We start from the raw sequence: 20,256 nt of genomic DNA on the forward strand, positions 1-20,256 counted from the left end.
GGTCCTCTCCGGGAGGACGCCCCGCCCCGGGGGACAGAGCCGCGGAACGTGGTGCAGTATGGCCCGCGATGCACAGAGGACTCGTACACACCATCGCGTGGACGCTCGCCACGGGCGCGGCGGTCACGCTGTCCTGGTGGGGCGTCCACACGGTGATGGCGGGCACCGCCTACGACCCGCCGCGGGCCCTGCCGCTGGCGGGCGACGACGGCGGCGCGGACCACGCCGAGCCGCTGGCGTCCTCGACGCACCGGCCCGAGTCCGCGCCGGCCGAGAAGTCCCGGCGGCCGTCGAAACCGGCGAAGTCGTCCGAGTCACCGGAGTCCCCGAAATCCCCCGCCCCCTCCGGAAAGCAATCCGGCAAGTCCTCCCCGCCGCCCACAAGCTCCGGCACCGGCACGGTGAAGAGCTACAGCACCGACGGCGGCCGGGTCGTCCTCGATCTCGGCAAGGACTCCGCGACGCTGGTCTCGGCGACCCCGGCCGCGGGCTGGTCGGTGCGGACGTGGAAGCAGGACAAGTGGATCCGGGTGGACTTCACCGGGGGCGCGGCCCAGGTGTCGGTGTTCTGCACGTGGCACGACACGGCACCGCGGGTGGAGATCGAGAAGTCCTGAGCTTCGAGGGGCCCGGGGCGTGTCAGCGGAAGACCGAGGGCGGCGGCGCCGGTGAGGCGACCGCGGCGGCGTCGGTGACGGCGGCCGCTCCCCCGCTGAAGTCCTTGAGCCCGCGGCCGTGTTCGACCCTGCCGGGGTGCGGGTCGCCCGCGCAGCGCCGGGTCAGTTCGGCGACGGGCAGCGCCCGGTCGGAGCCGAGCAGCACGGCGTTGCCGAAGCGCCGGCCGCGGAGCACGGCGGGGTCGGCGGCGAGGGCGAGTTCGGGGAAGAGCGCGGCGGCGGTGGCGAGCTGGCCGCGCAGGTGCGCGAGGGGCGGCCCGTCGGCGAGGTTGGCGGCGTAGTACCCGCCGGGCTTCAGAACCCTGCGCACGTCGGTGAGGAATTCGGTGCTGGTGAGGTGGGCGGGGGTGCGGGCGCCGCTGAAGACGTCGGCGATGACGAGGTCCGCCCAGCCGTCGGCGATCTTGGCGAGACCTTCGCGGGCGTCGGTGCCGCGCACCCGTATCCGGGTCTGCGGGTCCAGGGGCAGCTCGCGGCGGACGAGCTGGACGAGGGCGGTGTCGCGCTCGACTATCTGCTGGGTGGAGCGGGGGCGGGTCGCGGCTATGTAGCGGGCGAGGGTGAAGGCGCCGCCGCCGAGGTGCAGGGCGTGTATCGGCTTGCCGGGCGGGGCGACGAGGTCGGCGATGTGGCCGATCCTGCGCTGGTACTCGAAGTCGAGGTACGCGGGGTCGTCGAGGTCGACGTGGGACTGCGGGGCGCCGTCCACGAGCAGCGTCCAGGCGCGCGGCCTGTCCCGGTCCGGCATGAGCTCGGCGAGTCCGCCGTCCACCTTCTCGACGACGGCCTCCCGCGCTTCCCGGGCCCGCTTGTTCCTAGCCATCCGGCCATTATCGGCGTACGCGGACGACGCGGCCCGCCGGCCCGTGCGGGGCCCCCGTGCGGGGGCCGGGATGCGGGAAAGGTCGGCCGGAGAGGTCAGCGGCAGTTGTCGGCGGCCTCGATGGTGCGGGCGGCCTGGCCGAGCGCGGCCCGCAGGACGGCCGGGTCCGTGACGGGGTCGGTCTCGCCGCCCGGCGGGAGGAGCCAGCCGGTGCCGGCGACCGGCGGCTCGGGGACGGCGGGGGCGGTCTGCCCGCCCTGCGCGAGGCCCGGCTCCGCGTACACGCTCATGCCGCGTCCGAAGGTCTGGGTGCAGGCGCTGCCCGGCAGGTCCCAGCCGTCGGCGGTGCCCGGCGGGACGAGGAAGCCGAGGGTGTCGCAGCCGCCGTCGTGCAGCACCGGGCCGATGGTGTCGCCCGCGCCGCGGCGCAGGATGTCGACCGCCTCGAGGCCCTGCCTGGCCGGCACCGTGACCAGGTCGCAGCACTCGTCGTCGCAGGTCGCCGCGCCGGACGGCGGGAAGACGCTGCCGTCCTGGGTGGGCCGGTGCCGCGCCGTCGTCAGCGATGCCGGGGACGAGCCGTCCCCCGTACAGGGGTCGCCGCTCTCCATGCCGATCTCCAACAAGGAAACCCTCCTCGCCAGTGCGGCAGCCGCCCGGCTCCCGCTCCTCATGGTTCAACGCGCGAAAGCGTCAACAGGCACTGCGGCACGCCGCCGCAAAGGATGGCAGTTCATGGCGGATGCCGGGTGAGATATCCGGTTTGTAGCCAAACTCCGCGTGGTGGACCCATGACAACCGGTACGTTCGTGCTCCGCCGGAACAGGGCGGGCCCGCGAGATCCAGGGCGCGGCGTCCAGTGCGCGAGCGTGTGCACGATCCGGCACGATCCGCACGAGAGGGTCCGGCCATGGCGTCGTCACCGATGGCATCGTCAACTCAGTCCCCACGACCGAACCTTGCATTCCGACAGCTCCGCGGACAGCGCTCACCGGGCGAGTTCGCCGCGGCCGTCCGGCGCTCCGCCCGCGAGATCGGCGAGCGCGTCAGCTGCGACGCCCGCTACATCGGGCGCGTGGAGGCGGGCGAGATCCGCTGCCCCAACTACGCCTACGAACGCGTGTTCCTGCATATGTTCCCCGGCCGGACGCTGACGGACCTGGGGTTCGCCCCCCGCGCGCTGGTGCGCGGAAGGGGGGCGCGCACCGAACAACCGACCACCACGATCCACTTGTACGAGTCCCATCCGTCCGGGTCCGATCCCCGCGCCTGCGATCCGTACGCGGTCCAGACCCACGAGGAGAGCGACGTGCAGCGTCGCGCGTTCATGACCGGCTCGACGGCCACCGTGGCCGCCGCCCTGGGGCCCATCGGGCTCACCCTGGGCGGTCCTGCGGAAGCGGTCGCCCTGCGCGGCCGCAAGGTCGGCGAGGCCGAGGCCGTCGCGGTCGAGGAGGCCGTGCGCAAGATCAGGCTGCTCGACGACCGGCACGGCGCCGACGGGCTCTACCGGCGCGCGGCCGCCCCCCTGCGCACCGCCTACACCCTGCTCGACGCCGGGACCACCACCCGGCAGTCCACCTCGGACCGGCTGCACGCGGGCGCCGGTGAGCTGGCGATCTCCGTCGGCTGGCTGGCGCACGACTCGGGCCGCTTCGACGACGCCCGCTCGCACTACGCCGAGGCTCTCGCGACGGCCCGGGTCTCCGGAGACGCCGCCTTGGAGGCGCACGCCTTCTGCAACACGGCCTTCCTCGCGCGCGACGCGGGGCGGCCCCGGGAGGCGGTGCGGGCGGCCCAGGCGGCCACGCGCGCCGCCCGCCACCTCGGCTCCCACCGGCTGCTCTCGCTCATCGTGCTGCGGGAGGCCGGCGGCTGGGCGGGCCTCGGCGACCGCTCGGGGTGCGAGCAGGCCCTCGCCCGCGCCCACAGGCTCTTCGACCGCGGCGTCCGGGACGACGACCCGGAGTGGATGAGCTTCTACGGCCCCGCCGAGCTGGCGGGCCTGGAGGCACAGTGCTGGTCGGCCCTCGGCGAGTGGGAGCGGGCGAGCGGACACGCCCGGCTCGCCGCGGCCACCGCCTCCTCGCAGACCCCGCAGTTCACCCGGAACATCGCGCTCTACACCGCCGAGCTCGCCGACGACCTGGCGCGCGCCGGCCGCCCCGACGAGGCTGCGGCGGCGGGACTCGAGGTCCTCGCCCTCCTCGGCGAGGTGCAGTCCTCCCGCATCCAGTCGATGCTCGACACGACGGCCCGGGTGCTCCTGCCGCACCGCAGCGCCTCCGGGGTGAGCGACTTCCTGGAGAGACACGCGTGCGTGCCGCGCGCCGTGCGGTAGGGCTTACGCCAGGTGTCCCGTCTCGTTCCAGGACTCGACGGCGGGCTCTCCGTAGGCCCAGCCGAGGATCGAGAGGGACGTCGGGTTGAGCCGGATGCGGGCGGCGAACTCGATGCCGAGGCCGAGCCAGCGCGCGCCGATGACCCGCAGGATGTGGCCGTGCGCGAAGACCAGCACGTCGCGGTCGGCGCTCCTCGCCCAGTCCACGACCTCGTCCGCGCGCGCGGAGACCTGCGCCAGCGTCTCGCCCTCGGGGACGCCGTCCCGCCAGATCAGCCAGCCGGGACGGATCGCCCGGATGTCGGCGGGGGTCATGCCGTCGTACGCGCCGTAGTCGAACTCCATGAGCGCGTCCCAGGTGGTGGCACGGTCCCCGAACCCGGCGAGCTCGCAGGTCTCCCGCGCGCGGGAGAGCGGGCTGGTGCGCACCTCGACGCCGGGAAGGCCGTCGTGAGGCGCGCGCTGCAGCCGCTCGCCCAGGAGCTTGGCGCCGCGGCGGCCCTCGTCGAGAAGGGGGATGTCGGTCCTGCCGGTGTGCTTCCCGGACAGGGACCATTCCGTCTGTCCGTGCCGGGCCAGCAGGATGCGGGGGGCCATGAAGATCTCTCCAAGTCGTACGCACGTGCATCCGGCCACTCGTGCCGATGACACTTTTGATGCTTTTTACGGACAGGGCACACCTGCCCCCTCCATCATCGCCCACCCTTGATCGAGCACCTGCCGGGTCTGGCAACCCGGCCGCCGATCTCTGCGTCTAAGACGACCGGGGGACTCCTCGACGGCCTTCGCGTACGCCGTAAAGTGAGGCGGCGGCATACGCCGTGTGAACAGAGACGATGGGGGACCTATCGGATGCCGAAGACCGACGTGCCGGGCATCACGGGCATATCCGCGCCCCGGCTGCGCTGGTGGACGGAGCTGCCGCTGATCGTGTTGGTGTACGCCGCGTACTCGGCGGGCCGGCTGATCGTCCGAGGCGATGTCTCCAGTGCGATCGACCACGGCGTGGGAATCCTGAACGCCGAGCGGTTCCTGCGCATCGACGCGGAGACCCCGCTGAACCGTCTCTTCACCGCCAACGCCTGGATCGGCGTCCCCGCGGACTTCTGGTACGCCTCGCTGCACTACCTCGTCACGCCCGCCGTCCTGGTCTGGCTGTTCCGCAGCCGCGCGATCCGCTACCGGGCCGCACGCGCGTGGCTGATGATCTCCACCATGATCGGCCTGGTCGGCTTCACGCTCCTGCCGACCTGCCCGCCCCGGCTCCTCAGCAAGGGGTACGGCTTCGTCGACACCATGGCGCAGTACAGCAACTACGGCTGGTGGGGCGGCGAGGCGAGCGCGCCCCGCGGCCTCGGCGGGATGACCAACCAGTACGCGGCGATGCCCAGCCTGCATGTGGGGTGGGCGCTGTGGTGCGGCGTGATGCTGTGGCGGTGCGGGCGTTCCCCGGTGACCAAGGTGGCCGCGATCGCCTATCCGCTCATCACCACGATCGTGGTCATGGGCACCGCCAACCACTACCTCTTCGACGCGCTCGCGGGCGCCGCGGTGATGGGTGTCGGTCTGCTCCTCGTGCGGCCCGTGCAGCGGCTCACGAAACCCGTGATGAACCGGCTGCGGGCACGCTTCCTGCCGTCCTCCGGTCCCTCATCCGTCGCGGAGCCCTCGTTTGTCAGTGCTGGATGCCAGACTTCGACAGGTGAGCGATTTCCCCGACAGCGCAAGCAAAGTGCCACCTCCGGCGCCGAGTCGAGTGCCCGCCCCGCAGACGCCGGCCGACCCGCCGACGCGGGGGAAGCCGCTCCGGGCTGGGGAATCCCCCTCCCCAGCGAGGCCGAGAGCCTGGGCAAGGCTCACTGAGCTGCGCGGCGCGGACCTTCCCGCACGGCCGCTGGACGCCCGGGCGCTGGCCGCGCTCGCGGCGAACCCCGGGTGCAGACGGCGCGCGCTGCTCGACGGCGCGGGCGTGGACAAGACGGCGCTCGCCCAGTCGCTGGGCTCCCCCTCGGGCTTCGGCCAGTCCCAGTTCGCGTTCATGCGGGGCAACGCCTTCGAGGCGCGGGTCAAGGCCGACGGCGGTGCGGAGCTGCTGCGCCTGACGCACGCGCGTGTGGGCGGCGGGCCCGAGCCGGTGCCGGGCGGGTCCTCCGTCCCCGACCTGTCCGCGGCGGGCCCCGAGGGCCGTGCCGCGCGGACCGCGCTCGCGTTGCGGGACGCCACCGGCGCCGGTGGCTGGACGCTCCTCGACCACCCCATGCTCGCCCTGGACGTCGCGGGAACGCCCGCCTTCCTGGAGCCGGACGCGGTGGTCGTCCACCCGGACGGCAGCTGGACGGTCGTCGAGATCAAGTCCTTCCCGATGATCGACGGTTCCGCTGACGCGGCGAAGGTGGGCGCGGCCGCGCGCCAGTCCGCGGTGTACGCACTGGCGCTGGAGCGGGTGGCCGAACGCATGCACTCGGACCAGGCCGCCCCCCGCGTCCGGCACCACGTCCTCCTGGTCTGCCCCAAGGACTTCTCGAACCAGCCGACGGCGTCCGCGATCGACGTCCGCAAGCAGCTGTCCGTGACCCGCCGCCAGCTGGCCCGCCTGACCCGCGTCGAGGACATCGCGGCGGAGCTCCCCGAGGGCACGACCTTCGACGTGCGGCGCCCCGCCGACGAGCTGAGGGCAGCGGTCGAGTCGGTCCCCGCGGCGTACGCCCCCGAGTGCCTCTCCACCTGCGAGCTGGCCTTCCACTGCCGGGACCGGGCCCGCGAGGAGGACGAGGTGACGGCCCTGGGCCGCTCGCTCCGCGGTGACCTCGGCGGCCTGACGACCATCGGCGAGGTCCTGGCGGCCGCCCACGGCTCGTCGGGCGACCCCGACGATCCGGCGGTGGCGGCGCTGCGGAGGGCGGCGGGGTTGCGGGCGGAGGCGTTGTCTGGCGTGGGCGCGGGTTCTGGCGTGGGCGCCTTGGGCGGTGCGGAGTGCTGACCGTCGTGTCGTCGCCCGGACGTCACCTCCCCACCCACCCGCCCTTCCACCGCCTGGTGCCCAGGCAGGCGAGCGGGGAAGAGCCGCCGCCCAGCGGCTGGGCGGGCAGGGGCGGCGCGGGCAACCGCGGCGCGGGCAGTGGCTGGGCGAGCAGGAGCGGCGCGGGCAGCGGCTGGGCAGGCGGCTGCTGCCTGGGCAACCGCCGCGCGGGCAGGGGCTGGGTGGGCGGCTGCTGCCTGGGCAACCGCCGCGCGGGCAGGGGCTGGGCGGGCAACCGCCGCGTGGGCAGGGGCTCGGTGGGTGGCTGTTGTGGGGGTAGCAGGGTGGCTTGCTCAGGGTTGGGTGGGCGGGATGTGCAGGGGGAAGTGGGGTATCTGTGTCGTTGATTGACAGTCTTGCTCGGCTGGAGGCCGTCCGTGGGGGGCGGGCGCAGGCTCGGGCCACGGTTCGGCACCGGCATCTCTCCCAGCGGCCGCTCGTGCTCGTTCCGCTCATCACCGCAGGTGAGGCGGGCGCCCCACTCGGCGCCCTCGTCGGGACGGAGCGCACCTCGCCCCGGCTGCTCGTCGTGCCGCAGCCCCGCGACCGCGACCTCCGCTTCGCGTTCCTCGCGCAGCTCGCCGAGATCGTCCTGCCGTACGTCGACGCGTACGGGCAGGACGTCGAGGCCGCCGAGCGCAACGAGACCGACCCCGAGACCGGCAAGCGCGTCAAGGTCGAGGTGGAGCTCTGCGCGGACGCCCCGCAGCTGATCGTCCCGAGCCGCGCGGGCATCGAGTTCGTACGGCTCCTCGGCCGCTCCATGCGCTTTCGCCGCACCGCCGAGCAGGACCCCGACGCGCCCTACCCCGCCCCGCCCCGCGTCCCCCTCCTCGGCCGCTGGCTGACGCACTTCGGTGAGCGGGCCCGCGTGCCCGGCTCGTCGCTGCTCGTCGCCATGACAGAGCTGCTCACCCGGCACTGGGCGACGGGCCAGTCCAGCCTGGAGGACCTGCATCTGGGCGCCCTGCTCGCCTGGATCGAGGCCCCGGAGGGCACCTCGGGCGCCGAGGCCGCGCTCCGCGCCGAGCTGGGCCGCGACGCGGCCGGCCAGCTGCTGTGCCCGCCCGCGGGCCCGGCCACCGACCCGGCGTTCGACAACGACCTGCTGGCCCCCGCCATCGAGCGCTACGACCGCGCGCGCACCGCCCTCGCCGCCGCCGAGGACGGCGTCCAGGCGGACGAACGGCTGGCGCTCCTGACCGCCGCCGAGCGGGAGATCCACGCCCTGGTCGAGAGCAGGACCCGGCCCACCTGGGACGCCGTGTGGCGCGGCCTCGACGCCCTGTGCACGCTTCCCGAGGCGGCGCACGTCGCGGACCGGTGGACGCGCGACCGCTGGTCGTTCACCGGTCACCGCGACCGTGTGACGGCGGGCGAGCCGCCGCAGCCGCGCGTCGACGACGCGGTCACCGCGGCGAACAAGCTGGCGACGCGCGAGCGCGAACAGGCCCGCCTGGAGGCCCAGGAGGCCCTCGACGACCCGCTGGTGATGGCCGGCCGCCGGCTCGCGGGCGAGGCCTTCGTGGGCGAGGTGACCGAGGTCGTCATGGCGTACACCGAGGCGAAGAGCCCGCGGCCGCGCCCCCTGGTCACCGTCCGCACGGAGGACCACCCGCATCTCGGCGAGCGCACGAAGGTGTACCGCGACCTCGGCGGCAAGCCGCAGACGGCGGAGTTCGTGGCGTACGCGGGCGAGGGTGAAGGTGGAGGTGGAGGTGAGGGCGGCACGGAGAAGGAGATCGTCGTGCTGCGCGTCACCGACAAGATGGGCCGCGGCAAGGAGCCCGAGCCCGGGTCGGTCCCCGAGAAGGGCGACCGCGTCTGCTGGACGCTCTTCGAGCACGAGCAGCGCGGCGGCCCCAAGCTGCCCGACCCGGACGCCACCCCGTGGACCCACGGCGGCCCGCCGTCGGACGCCGTGGAGAGTCCCGACCCCGTGACCGCGGAGGACACCCTGTGATGCAGCTCGCCCCGCCCGCGGGCGGCACCTTCGACCCCGGCGCCGAGGCGGCGCGCGCCACGGAGGCGATCCTCCACGACACGCTGCACGGCACGCACCGCGGCGTCGTCGTCGACTCGCCGCCCGGCGCGGGGAAGTCGACGCTCGTGGTCCGCGCGGCCCGCGAACTGGCCGCGGCGGGCCACCCGCTGATGGTGATCGCGCAGACGAACGCGCAGGTGGACGACCTGGTCCTGCGGCTCGCCGAGAAGGACCCCGAGCTGCCGGTGGGCCGTCTGCACAGCAGCGACCCCGATCCGTACGACAAGGCGCTCGACGACCTGGCAAACGTCCGCAAGTCGACGAAGGCGGGAGATCTGGCGGGCCTCGACGTCGTCATCTCGACGGCGGCGAAGTGGGCGCACGTCAAGGCCGACCAGCTCGACGCGCCGTGGGGGCACGCCATCGTCGACGAGGCGTACCAGATGCGCTCGGACGCGCTGCTCGCCGTGGCCGGGCTCTTCGAGCGGGCACTGTTCGTGGGCGACCCGGGGCAGCTGGACCCGTTCTCCATCGTCGGCGCGGAGCAGTGGGCGGGTCTCTCGTACGACCCTTCGGCGTCCGCCGTGACGACGCTGCTCGCCCACAATCCCGAACTGCCGCAGCACCGCCTGCCCGTGTCCTGGCGGCTGCCCGCGTCGGCCGCGCCCCTCGTCTCGGACGCGTTCTACCCGTACACGCCGTTCCGGAGCGGCACGGGGCACGGGGACCGGGCGCTGAGCTTCGCGGTGGCGTCGGACGGTTCGGCTCCGGACCGGGTCATCGACGAGGCGGCGGAGTCGGGCTGGGGCCTGCTCGAACTGCCCGCGCGGAACACGCCGCGCACGGATCCGGAGGCCGTCCGCGCGCTGGCGCAGGTGGTCCGCCGCCTTCTGGACCGGGGCGGTGCGGCCACGTCGGAGCGGGCTTCCGACCCGGCCCCGCTCACGGCCGACCGGATCGCGGTCGGCACCGCCCACCGCGACCAGGCGGCGGCGGTCCGGGCCGCCCTCGCGGACCTGGGCGTCATGGACGTCACGGTGGACACGGCCAACCGCCTCCAGGGCCGGGAGTACGACGTGACGGTGGTCCTGCACCCGCTCTCGGGCCGCCCCGACGCCACGGCGTTCCATCTGGAGACGGGCCGTCTCTGCGTCCTGACGTCCCGCCACCGGCACGCGTGCATCGTCGTCTGCCGCGCGGGCGTCAGCACGCTCCTGGACGACCACCCGTCGACGGAACCGGTCCAGCTGGGCGTCACGGTGAAGTTCCCCGACGGCTGGGAGGCGAACCACGCGGTCCTGGCCCGCCTGGCCGAGCACCGCGTGGCCTGGGCGCCCCGCTAGGGGCGCACCCAGCCGACGGACGCCTCGCGCCGGACGGAGTCCGGCACGCCGCCGGAGGCGGCCAATGGAAACAGCCCCGACGGCTGGGAGGCGAACCACGCGGTCCTGGCCCGCCTGGCCGAGCACCGGGTGGCCTGGGCGCCCCGCTAGGGGCGCGGGGAACTGCGCGACCAGCCACAGGAATGCCGCACACGCGACTGCGGCCCGTCATGGGCCGAGCGCGCAGTTCCCCGCGCCCCTGCACAGCACTCGGCGACACTTGCGCGGCTAGAGCCACAGGAAAGCCGCCGACACCCCTGCCGGAATCTGCGCACACGCGGCCGCGGCCCGTCGTGGGCCGAGCGCGCAGTTCCCCGCGCCCCTGCACAGCACTCGGCGACACTTGTGCGGCAAGAGCCACAGGAAAGCCGCCAACGCGTCTGCCGGGATCTGCGCACACGCGGCCGCGGCTCGTCGCGACTGCCCGCGCCCCTGACGGGACCGGGCCCACTTGCGCGGCAAGGGAGAATGAGAGTCGGCCGGTACCGGACGGACGGCGCGCACCGTACGAGGAGGAACAACCATGGCGGAGCCCGAGCGGGCCCGGACCGAACAGCGCACGGAGCAGCGCATGCGACCCGCGCCCCTGCTCTTCGAGCCGGCGGAAGCGAGCGCCGATCCGGAGCACTTCTTCGACCTGGAGTCGATCGAGGACCCGCGCGAGCTCCTCGACCGGGCCACCGAGCTGACCCACGCGTTCCGCGCCGCGACGGACCGGTCCGTCGAGTTCCAGGCCATAGCGGCCGCGCAGCTCGCTGATCCCCGCCGTTTCGACCGGCTGACGCCCGCGCTGATCGCGGAGCGCGCGGAGTGGACCGAGGACTACGCGAAGAAGATGGTCGAGTTCGGCCGGGACCTGATGCGGGGCGGCGCGGACAAGCAGTAGCCCCGGGCCCCACCGGTATCGCGTCGGTCCGTCCAACGATCTTCTGGCATATGCCGAAGGGGGCAAGGTACTCCCCCACACCCGTCTTCGTCCCCTTTTCCGGCAACTCCCGGAAATGCGACGCCCCCTTTCGGTAGATGTACCTGGCATGAGCAGCCCCTCGCCCAGCCACGACGTCTGCGACGTCACCGCCGAGGGAGCCGCCTGGCTCGCCTCCGCCGAAACGTATCCACGCAGCGCTCTCGCCCTCTGGCGGAGCCGGCCCGCCGCCCCCGCCGTGCTCCCCTGCGGGTCCGCGTTCGACGTGGTGAGCGTCCCCGCGGTCTTCGGCCGCCGGATGCTCGACCGGTTGTGGGAGGAAGGACCCGGCTCGGGCCCGGTCGCCGCGCACCGCGGCCGCGTCCTGCTCTTCGCCTCGCCCGGCACCGCGCAGCGCCTGCCCGCCCTCCTGGAGTGGGAGGAGTGGGGCCCCGCGGTCCCGCCCGTGCTCTGTCACGGCACGGGCGACGCGGTCACTGTGCCGCCGCTCGTGGCGGGCGGGGAGCCCGGCGGGCGCCTCGGATCGCGCTGGCTGGTGGCCCCCGGCACCCGCCACCCGTGGCTTCCGGGGCCGGACGTGTTCCTCTGGGCCTGCGTGCGGGCGGCCAGGTCGACGGCGTCCCCTGCCTTCCGCTTATCGATTTTTCCTCGCGGCGATCAGAGTGCTAAGGTCTACGACGTCAGCAGGCGCCGCTAGCTCAGTTGGTTAGAGCAGCTGACTCTTAATCAGCGGGTCCGGGGTTCGAGTCCCTGGCGGCGCACAGACGGTGAGAAGCCCCTCGCGGAAGCGAGGGGCTTCTTGCGTGGGCTTGTCGTATGGGGTCGTATGGGCTTCTTGCGTGTGCGGCCACCGGGAGTCACGGCCCTCAGCCCGTCGTGACCTTCACCGTCCACTCCCCGGAAGCCGTCCGCCCCTCCACCTGGACGCGTACGTCGTGGCCGGGCACCGTGAAGCTCTCCCCCACCCGCACCGGAGCGTCCGCCAGCTGCGGGTACACCGAGTCGCCCCAGCAGGACTCGGACTCCGGATGGGCGTCCACGACCTCGACGGGCCCGCCGCCCGACGCCGTACCACTGCGCACCTCATAGAGGAGTACGCCCTCCGTGCAGATCGCGTGGTCGTTGCCCACGGGGCCGCGCGCCTCCAGGGCGAGCACCGCGTCCCGGCCCGTACGGATCACGGCGAGCCGGGTGCCGCCGAGGGCGCCGGGCGCCGGGGCCGCCGAGAGCGGTTCGAGTGTCAGCCGTTCCGTTCCCGCGCCCACGCACCGCACCTGCCGCGGCTCCAGCCAGCCCAGCTTCCACTTGTGCCAGCCGAAGAGGTCGGGGGCGAGACCGAACTGGCTGCCCATGACGTCCCAGTCTCCGACGTGGGTGTCCCAGTCGCCCTTGCCGTCGGTGGGCCGGTGGTACAGATCCGGCAGGTCGAAGACGTGGCCCGTCTCGTGGGCCAGGACGTTGCGGTCCGGCGGGTGCCGCTCGAAGACGGTGACGATGCGCCGGATGTCCGTGCCGTCGGCCCGCATCGGCCGGTCGAAGTTGACCACCTTCGTGGCGTCCGAGTCGACGCCGGGGGCGTCCGGATCGGCGACGAAGTACACGATGTCGGACCGCGAGAAGTCCACGTGCGGATCGGCGGCGGCCACCGCGTCCCGCAGATAGGCGGCGCGGCGCTTGGGGTTCCAGTCGCGCTGTATGGCGTACGAGAGGGAGTCGTGCGGCATCTCGACCCACTCGCGCTGCGGGTGCGGGACCAGCGTGAACCTGCCGTACGACGCGCGTTCGAAGAACTGGCTGGTCGCCGGGAAGTGGTCGGCGGTCAGCTCCTCGGGGGTGGTCAGCGGCGGGGAGTCCGGGAAGGACAGGAACACCATCGCCGCGTTCAGGGTCCTGGACGGGCGGGGGTAGGCGGTGTTCCAGGTGTCGAGGCCCTCCGAGTGGTGGGCGGCGGTGCGGCGCAGGGCGCACGGTCCCGCGACGGGCTCGGCGATCGCGGGGCCCGCGACCAGAGAGGTGGCGGCCAGCGCGGTCAGTGAGGTGATGAAGGCGGCGGTGCTGCGCAGGCGGGATTTCTCCCCTCCACGGGTGAGTCCCCAAGGGGGGAGCTGACGCGGCACGTCGACCTCCGGGTGCGGAATGCGGGACACCCCACCCACCTTGTGACGCTTTGGTGGTCTTCGCCCTGTTTGTCTGGCCCTTCCGAGTGAGTAAGAGGCGAGGGGACGACACCCCGACCGCTCACGGAACGTCACAAGCGATCGGGTCGCATCGGAAGCAGTTCAGGGCCGAGCAGAAACGATCTGCCGAGGGCGGTGGACCCCGCCCGGACCGGTGGTACGGCTGGAACGGGCATCTGGCCAGCCTCTATGATCGGCACACTTTCCTGCGCGGGCCCCGGTCCCCCCACCACCGCCCGCCACCTGCCCGCCGCCCGACGAGACCTGTTCGAGAACAAACTGCACTGCGGGAGCAAGCGGTGAACGGAACGTCCGAAGGGCCCATCCCCACGGCCACAGCGCCCGGCCGCGGCCGCGCCGACGTCACGGAGCGTCGCCGCACGGAGCGGTCCGACTACCGCGCCGCCTTCGCGGCCGCCCCGCTGCCTCTCGCGGTCGTCGACGGCGAGGGCCTCGTCGTCAGCGCCAACGACGCGCTGGCCGACCTCTTCGGCGAGGCGCCCGGTGCGCTCACCGGCCGCGTCGCCGCCGACCTGATCGACCTGGCCTCCGACGCCCGCACCTGGCACACGTATCTGGAGGTGCTCCGCGGCCGGCAGGCCCGGCTGCGCTGCACCCGTCGTCTGAAGCACCCCGACGGACACTCCCTGTGGGTGCAGATCACGGTCTCGCCGATGCCGGAGCCCGCGGGCCGGGACGAGAGCGGGACCGTGCTGCTCGCCGCCGCCGACATCAGCGCGCGCCGCGAGCTGCAGGCCCGCCTCCGCCATGTGCAGATGCACGACCCGGTGACCCGGCTGCCCAACCGCAACCTGTTCTTCGAGCGCCTCGCCTCCGCGCTCGAAGCGGGCACGTACGACGACGCGAGCACCGGCCGGATCGGGCTCTGCTACCTCGACCTGGACGGGTTCAAGGCGGTCAACGACACCCTCGGCCACCGGGTCGGCGACCGGCTGCTCGCCGCCGTCGCGGAACGGCTCACGCGCTGCGCCGACCGCGCCGGGTACGGCAGGACGGCGGCGCCGCTGGTCGCGCGGCTCGGCGGCGACGAGTTCGCGCTGCTCGTCGAGGACTCGACCGGCACGGACCAGCTGGCGGACCTCGCAGAGACGACGCTGCGGGCCCTCCAGGAACCCTTCGACCTGTCCGGGCAGCGGCTCTCCGTCTCCGCGTCCATCGGCGTCGTGGAGCGGCGCGCCGCGGGCACCACCACGACGGGCCTCATGCAGGCCGCCGACACCACGCTGTACTGGGCGAAGACGGACGGCAAGGCCCGTTGGACGCTGTTCGACCCCGAGCGCAACGCGCACCGCATGACCCGCCAGGCGCTCTCCAGCACACTGCGGCCGGCCGTCGAGCGGGACGAGTTCGTCCTGGAGTACCAGCCGCTGGTGGGGCTCGACGACGAGGGCCTGCACGGCGTCGAGGCGCTGGTGCGGTGGCAGCATCCGCAGTTCGGACTGCTCACGCCGAATCGGTTCATCGGATTGGCGGAGGAGGACGGATCGATCGTGCAGCTCGGCCGCTGGGTGCTGCGGAGCGCCTGCCGGCAGGCCCGGCGCTGGCAGCTCGACCACCCCGAGCGGGAGCCGGTGTTCGTCAGCGTCAACGTGGCCGTGCGGCAGGTGTGGGACTCGGACCTGGTCGCGGACGTCGCGGAGATCCTCGCCGAGACCGGTCTTTCCGCGCACCTGTTGCAGCTGGAGCTCACCGAGTCCGCCGTCATGGGGTCGGCCGGGCGGCCGCTCCAGGCGCTCCAGGCGCTCAGTGACATGGGCGTGCGGATCGCCATCGACGACTTCGGGACGGGCTATTCGAACCTCGCCTACCTGAGCCGCCTCCCGGTGTCGGTCCTGAAGCTGGACGGCTCCTTCGTACGCGGATTCCAGTACGAGGAGGGCGAGCAGCACACCAACCGGGCCGACGAGGTCATCGTCGAGGCGATGGTGCAGCTCGCGCACCGGCTGGGGCTCACGGTGACCGCGGAGTGCGTGGAGACCGCGGCCCAGGCGGCACGGCTGCGGCGGATCGGGTGCGACACGGGCCAGGGGTGGCTCTACTCCCGGCCGGTTCCGGCGGATCGTATCTCCGTACTGCTTGGCGGGGTCGCCTAGGGCCGCTCAGGGTCCGTCAAGGTGCCGGGCTCCCTAGCCCAACCAGGTCACATCTGCGTCCAACCCTCCCCCGGCCGGTGCGTCCGCGTGGCCGGTGCGCGTCGATCGGACGATGTTGGTGCCGGTGTGCGTGCCGGTGGGTGACCTCGGCACCGAGGACGAGAGCTAGGGAGCCCACGATGCCGGAACTGTTCGTCGACGGCGAGTGGACCGGGGCCGTCCAAGGCGGGCGGCGGGAGGTGGTCAATCCGTTCGACGCGTCCGTCATCCAGCAGGTCGACGACGCGGGCGAGGCGGACGTCGACCTCGCGGTCCAAGCCGCACGGCGCGCCTTCGACCGCGGCGACTGGTCGGGGGCGCCCACCCGGGAGCGCGCCGACGTGCTGCTCCGGGTGGCCCGGTTCCTGCTGCGGGACCAGGAGGAGATCGCCCACGTCGAGTCCCTCGACACCGGCAAGACGCTCGCCGAGGCGCGGATCGACGTCGAGGACGTGTCGAACGCGTTCCGCTACTTCGCCGAGATCGCCGACAAGGACGGCGGCCGTGTCGTGGACGTCGGCCCCGATGTGCTGAGCCGGGTCACGTACCACCCCATCGGTGTGTGCGCGCTGATCGCGCCGTGGAACTACCCGCTGTTGCAGGCCTCCTGGAAGGTCGCCCCTGCCCTGGTCGCGGGCAACACCTTCGTGCTCAAGCCGAGCGAGACGACGCCGCTCTCGACGATCCACATGATGCGGCTGATCGCCGAGGCGGGCGCTCCCGCCGGGGTCGCGAACCTGGTGCTCGGCCCTGGCGCCACCGTCGGCGCGGCCATGTCCTCCCACCCCGAGGTGGACCTGGTCTCCTTCACCGGCGGCCTGGCCACCGGGCGCCGGATCATGGAGGCGTGCGCGCCGGGCGTGAAGAACCTCGCGCTGGAGCTCGGCGGCAAGAACCCGAACGTGGTCTTCGCGGACTGCGACTTCGAGACGGCCGTCGACCACGCGCTCGAGGCATCGTTCCTGCACTCGGGGCAGGTCTGCTCGGCCGGTTCGCGGCTCCTCGTGGAGGACTCCCTGCACGACCGGTTCGTGGAGCGGCTCGCGGCCCGCGCGAGTGCCATCCGGCTCGGCAACGGCATGGACCCGGAGACCGAGAGCGGGCCGCTCAGCTCGGCGGAGCACCGGGAGAAGGTCGAGGGCTATCTGGAGATCGCCCGCGACGAGGGCGCCCGGCTCGTCTGCGGCGGGCGCCGCCCGGACGACCCCGAGCTGTCGCGCGGCTTCTTCCTGCTGCCCACGATCTACGCCGACTGCGACCGCTCCATGCGGATCGTGCAGGAGGAGGTCTTCGGTCCCGTCGTCACGGTGGAGCGGTTCCGCTCCGAGGACGAGGCCGTGGAGCTGGCCAACGACACGCGGTACGGCCTCGCGGGCGGCATCTGGACGAACGACGCGAGCCGCGCCCAGCGGGTCGCCGCCCGGCTGCGGCACGGCACGGTCTGGATCAACGACTTCCACCCCTATGTGCCGCAGGCGGAGTGGGGCGGCTTCGGCCGTTCCGGTTTCGGCCGGGAGCTCGGGCCCACCGGCCTGCGCGAGTACCAGGAGGCCAAGCACATCTACCAGAACCTGAAGCCGGGCCCCTCCGGCTGGTTCAAGGGCTGAGCGGACAGGTCGAGGCGGGGCGAGAGAGAGGGCGACGGCATGGACGACGAGACGACGACCTACGACTACCTGATCATCGGCGGCGGTACGGCGGGCTCCGTACTGGCCGCACGGCTGAGCGAGGACCCGGCCTCCCGGGTGTGCGTGGTGGAGGGCGGGCCCAGCGACGTCGGCGACGACCGCGTCCTGAAGCTCCGCAACTGGATCAACCTGCTCGGCGGCGAGTTCGACTACGGCTACACCACCGAGGAACAGCCGCGCGGCAACTCCCACATCCTGCACTCCCGGGCCCGGGTGCTCGGCGGCTGCTCCTCGCACAACACCCTGATCAGCTTCCTGCCGTTCCCGCAGGACCTCGACGAGTGGGTGGCGAGCGGCTGCGAGGGGTGGGGTCCCGAGACGATCCTGCCGTACCGGTCGCGGCTGCAGAACACCATCGTGCCCGTGGGCGCCGCCGACCGTAACGCCATCGCGCAGGACTTCGTGACGGCGGCGACGACGCGGCTCGGCGTCCCTGTCGTCGAGGACTTCAACGCCCGCCCGTTCACCGACGGCGCCGGTTTCTTCTCCCTGGCGTACGACCCGGAGACCAACAACCGGTCCTCGGCGTCGGTCGCGTATCTGCATCCGATCATGGACCGGCCGAACCTGACGCTGCGTCTGGAGACGTGGGCGTACCGGCTGTTGCAGGACGAGGAGGGGCGCTTCACCCGGGTGCAGGTCCGCAACCCCGACGGTTCGGTGTCGACGCTGGAGGCCGAGGCGGAGGTGCTGCTCTGCGCCGGGGCCATCGACACGCCGCGGCTGCTGATGCTCTCCGGGATCGGGCCCGCCGACCAGCTGCGCGACCTGGGCATCGAGGTCCACGCGGATCTGCCGGGGATCGGGGAGAACCTGCTCGACCACCCCGAGTCGGTGATGGTGTGGGAGACCCGGGGCCCGCTGCCGCCCAACTCGGCGATGGACTCCGACGCCGGTCTCTTCCTGCGCAGGGACGAGGCGGGCGGCCCGCGGCCCGACCTGATGTTCCACTTCTACCAGGTGCCGTTCACCGTCAATACGGAACGTCTCGGCTATCCCGTCCCGGAGCACGGCGTCTGCATGACGCCGAACGTGCCGCGGGCCCGTTCCATCGGCCGCATGTGGCTGCGCAGTGCGGACCCCACCGTCAAACCCGCCCTGAACTTCCGCTACTTCACCGACCCGGAGGGGCACGACGAGCGGACGATCGTCGACGGGCTGCGGATCGCCCGCGAGGTGGCGGCCACCGCACCGCTCAGCGACTGGCTGCTGCGCGAGGTGGCGCCGGGTCCTGACGTCACGTCGGACACGGACCTGTCGGAGTACGGGCGGCGGGCCGCGCACACCGTCTACCACCCGGCGGGCACCTGCCGGATGGGCGCCGAGGACGACCCCATGGCGGTGGTCGACCCGCAGCTGCGGCTGCGCGGGCACGACGGGCTGCGCATCGTGGACGCGTCGATCTTCCCGACCATGCCGTCGATCAACCCGATGGTGACCGTGCTGCTCGCCGCCGAACGCGCGGCGGACCTCATCATGGCCCGGCCGGCCCCCGGGGACGCGGGTGCGGAAGGGGCGACCCGGTGACCTCTCCCGCCCCCTCTCCCGGCACACCGGACGCCGACGGGCAGACGGCTCCCGGGGAAGAGAAGTCCGAGTTCCGCAAGGAGATGGGGCCCTGGGCGAACTTCGCCCTCGGCTTCACCTACCTCTCCCCCGTGGTGAGCACGTACACCCTCTTCGGCACGGCTCTCGCCGACGGCGGGCCCCCGATGATCTGGGCCTTCGTCATGGCGGGCTGCGGGCAGTTCCTCGTCGCGCTGGTCTTCGGCGAGGTCGTGGCGCAGTATCCGGTCGCGGGCGGGGTCTACCCGTGGGCGCGACGGCTTTGGGGCAAGCGCTGGGCGTGGATGACCGGGTGGGTCTACATGTGGGCGCTGCTCGTCACGATCACCAGCGTCGCGTACGGCGCGGGGCCCTACATCGCGATCCTGCTCGGCTTCAAGCCCACCGTGCACACCACCGTGCTGTGCACGATCGCCCTGATCGTCATCTCCGTGATCATCAACTACGCGGGCACGAAGGCCCTTTCGTGGGCGGCGCTAGTCGGCTTCAGCGCGGAGCTGCTCGGTGCGCTCGTCGTCGGCATCATCCTGCTGACCACCCACCGCTTCCACGGCCTCGGCGTCCTCTTCGACGACTTCGGCGCGGCCGGTGACGGCTCCTACCTGCCGGTCTTCCTCGGCGCGGCGATCATCGGCTTCTACCAGTACTACGGCTTCGAGGCGTGCGGGGACGTCGCCGAGGAGGTCAAGCACCCCGGCAAGGTGATCCCGAAGGCGATGCGCCGCACCATCTACGTGGGCGGGGCGGCGGCGACGTTCACCTGTCTGACGCTGCTCCTCGCCGTCGTCGACTACCGGGCGGTGATCTCCGGGGAGGACTCGGATCCGGTGGTCAGGGTCCTCTTCGACGCCCTCGGCGAGGCGGGCGCGCGGACGGTGATGGCCGTCGTCCTCATCTCGTTCCTGTCCTGCACCATCAGCCTCCAGGCCGCGGCCGGGCGGCTGATCTACTCCTACGCCCGCGACGAGATGATCATCGGGCACCGGGTGCTGCGGAAGTTCTCGGAGGCGCGCGCGGTCCCCCCGTACGCGCTGCTGATCGCGGCGGTCGTGCCCGCGCTGATCGCCGTCGGCTCGCTGATCTCGGAGAACGCCCTGACGAAGATCGTGTCCTTCGCGATCCTCGGGATCTACGCCGCGTTCCAGATGGTCGTCCTCGCCGCGCTGCGGGCCCGCCTGAAGGGCTGGAAGCCGAGCGGCGAGTACCGGCTCGGCCGGTGGGGCCTGGCCGTCAACATCGGCGCGCTCGCCTACGGCATCTTCGCCATCGTCAACATCGCCTGGCCCCGCACCCCCGAGGCCGCCTGGTACGACAACTGGATCGTGCTGCTCAGCGGCGGCATCGTGGTGCTCGCGGGGCTGGTGTACATGTTCACGACGCGCCACTACGGCCGCAGCGACGCCCCGTCGGACAACGCGGTGCCCGACTAGGTTCTGTCTCTCCGATCACACTGGTTGTCTCGTGGCTCCGCCACCACGATGGGCCCTGGAGGCATCGCCTCCAGGGCCCTGGGGATCATCG

General features: G+C 72.9%; 16 protein-coding genes and 1 tRNA gene. 13 read left to right on the plus strand and 4 right to left on the minus strand.

Going from position 1 to position 20,256, the window contains the following annotated elements:
• Nucleotides 1–68 precede the first annotated feature (68 nt).
• A complete protein-coding gene (locus AB0N81_RS32160) occupies nt 69–617 on the plus strand; it encodes a hypothetical protein (RefSeq protein WP_365364546.1) in 549 nt (182 codons plus the stop codon).
• Between the two features lie 22 nt (nt 618–639).
• Here AB0N81_RS32160 and AB0N81_RS32165 read toward each other — a convergent pair whose 3' ends face one another.
• Together AB0N81_RS32165 and AB0N81_RS32170 are read right to left on the minus strand one after the other, a co-directional pair.
• Nucleotides 640–1,500, minus strand: coding sequence for a fused MFS/spermidine synthase (locus AB0N81_RS32165; RefSeq protein WP_365364548.1), 861 nt, complete (start codon nt 1,498–1,500; stop codon nt 640–642).
• 95 nt (nt 1,501–1,595) lie between these two features.
• Nucleotides 1,596–2,126, minus strand: a complete 531-nt coding sequence (locus AB0N81_RS32170) for a hypothetical protein (protein ID WP_365364550.1) — start codon at nt 2,124–2,126, stop codon at nt 1,596–1,598.
• A gap of 299 nt (nt 2,127–2,425) precedes the next feature.
• On the opposite strand from AB0N81_RS32170, the gene AB0N81_RS32175 reads away from it, so the two are divergent.
• The gene (locus tag AB0N81_RS32175; protein ID WP_365364552.1) at nt 2,426–3,841 is read left to right on the plus strand and encodes a tetratricopeptide repeat protein; all 1,416 of its coding nucleotides are present in this window, start codon (nt 2,426–2,428) and stop codon (nt 3,839–3,841) included.
• Between the two features lie 3 nt (nt 3,842–3,844).
• Here AB0N81_RS32175 and AB0N81_RS32180 read toward each other — a convergent pair whose 3' ends face one another.
• The gene (locus AB0N81_RS32180) at nt 3,845–4,438 is read right to left on the minus strand and encodes a histidine phosphatase family protein (RefSeq protein ID WP_365364554.1); all 594 of its coding nucleotides are present in this window, start codon (nt 4,436–4,438) and stop codon (nt 3,845–3,847) included.
• Nucleotides 4,439–4,693: 255 nt separating this feature from the next.
• On the opposite strand from AB0N81_RS32180, the gene AB0N81_RS32185 reads away from it, so the two are divergent.
• The 7 genes from AB0N81_RS32185 (at nt 4,694) to AB0N81_RS32215 (ending at nt 11,912) form a co-directional block, all read left to right on the plus strand.
• Nucleotides 4,694–5,704 carry a phosphatase PAP2 family protein gene (locus AB0N81_RS32185; RefSeq protein WP_365364556.1) on the plus strand — a complete coding sequence of 337 codons (1,011 nt, stop codon included), beginning with the start codon at nt 4,694–4,696 and terminating at the stop codon, nt 5,702–5,704.
• Nucleotide 5,705: 1 nt separating this feature from the next.
• Nucleotides 5,706–6,821, plus strand: a complete 1,116-nt coding sequence (locus AB0N81_RS32190; protein ID WP_365364592.1) for a hypothetical protein — start codon at nt 5,706–5,708, stop codon at nt 6,819–6,821.
• A 376-nt stretch (nt 6,822–7,197) separates the two neighbouring features.
• Nucleotides 7,198–8,823: a hypothetical protein gene (locus tag AB0N81_RS32195; protein ID WP_365364558.1), complete on the plus strand. Its 1,626-nt coding sequence runs from the start codon at nt 7,198–7,200 to the stop codon at nt 8,821–8,823.
• Nucleotides 8,823–10,187, plus strand: a complete 1,365-nt coding sequence (locus tag AB0N81_RS32200; protein ID WP_365364560.1) for an AAA domain-containing protein — start codon at nt 8,823–8,825, stop codon at nt 10,185–10,187. Before AB0N81_RS32195 ends, AB0N81_RS32200 begins: the two co-directional genes overlap by 1 nt.
• A 562-nt stretch (nt 10,188–10,749) precedes the next feature.
• Nucleotides 10,750–11,112 (plus strand): hypothetical protein, encoded by a 363-nt coding sequence (locus AB0N81_RS32205; RefSeq protein ID WP_365364562.1) that lies wholly within the window; start codon nt 10,750–10,752, stop codon nt 11,110–11,112.
• Nucleotides 11,113–11,155: 43 nt separating this feature from the next.
• Nucleotides 11,156–11,848, plus strand: coding sequence for a bifunctional DNA primase/polymerase (locus AB0N81_RS32210; protein WP_365364594.1), 693 nt, complete (start codon nt 11,156–11,158; stop codon nt 11,846–11,848).
• Nucleotides 11,839–11,912: transfer RNA gene (locus AB0N81_RS32215), tRNA-Lys, on the plus strand. Before AB0N81_RS32210 ends, AB0N81_RS32215 begins: the two co-directional genes overlap by 10 nt.
• A 105-nt stretch (nt 11,913–12,017) precedes the next feature.
• On the opposite strand, the gene AB0N81_RS32220 is transcribed toward AB0N81_RS32215, so the two are convergent.
• Entirely contained in the window at nt 12,018–13,298 is a 1,281-nt protein-coding gene (locus tag AB0N81_RS32220; RefSeq protein WP_365364564.1) for a M6 family metalloprotease domain-containing protein, read from the minus strand.
• Between the two features lie 329 nt (nt 13,299–13,627).
• Here AB0N81_RS32220 and AB0N81_RS32225 point away from each other — a divergent pair, with 329 nt between their 5' ends.
• The 4 genes from AB0N81_RS32225 (at nt 13,628) to AB0N81_RS32240 (ending at nt 20,165) form a co-directional block, all read left to right on the plus strand.
• A complete protein-coding gene (locus tag AB0N81_RS32225) occupies nt 13,628–15,442 on the plus strand; it encodes an EAL domain-containing protein (protein WP_365364566.1) in 1,815 nt (604 codons plus the stop codon).
• A gap of 179 nt (nt 15,443–15,621) precedes the next feature.
• The gene (locus tag AB0N81_RS32230) at nt 15,622–17,088 is read left to right on the plus strand and encodes an aldehyde dehydrogenase family protein (RefSeq protein ID WP_365364568.1); all 1,467 of its coding nucleotides are present in this window, start codon (nt 15,622–15,624) and stop codon (nt 17,086–17,088) included.
• Nucleotides 17,089–17,127: 39 nt separating this feature from the next.
• The gene (locus AB0N81_RS32235; RefSeq protein WP_365364570.1) at nt 17,128–18,696 is read left to right on the plus strand and encodes a GMC oxidoreductase; all 1,569 of its coding nucleotides are present in this window, start codon (nt 17,128–17,130) and stop codon (nt 18,694–18,696) included.
• Nucleotides 18,693–20,165 carry an APC family permease gene (locus AB0N81_RS32240; RefSeq protein ID WP_365364572.1) on the plus strand — a complete coding sequence of 491 codons (1,473 nt, stop codon included), beginning with the start codon at nt 18,693–18,695 and terminating at the stop codon, nt 20,163–20,165. Before AB0N81_RS32235 ends, AB0N81_RS32240 begins: the two co-directional genes overlap by 4 nt.
• The last annotated feature ends 91 nt before the right edge of the window (nt 20,166–20,256 follow it).

The organism is Streptomyces sp. NPDC093510, from assembly GCF_040683555.1.
GTDB lineage: Bacteria > Actinomycetota > Actinomycetes > Streptomycetales > Streptomycetaceae > Streptomyces.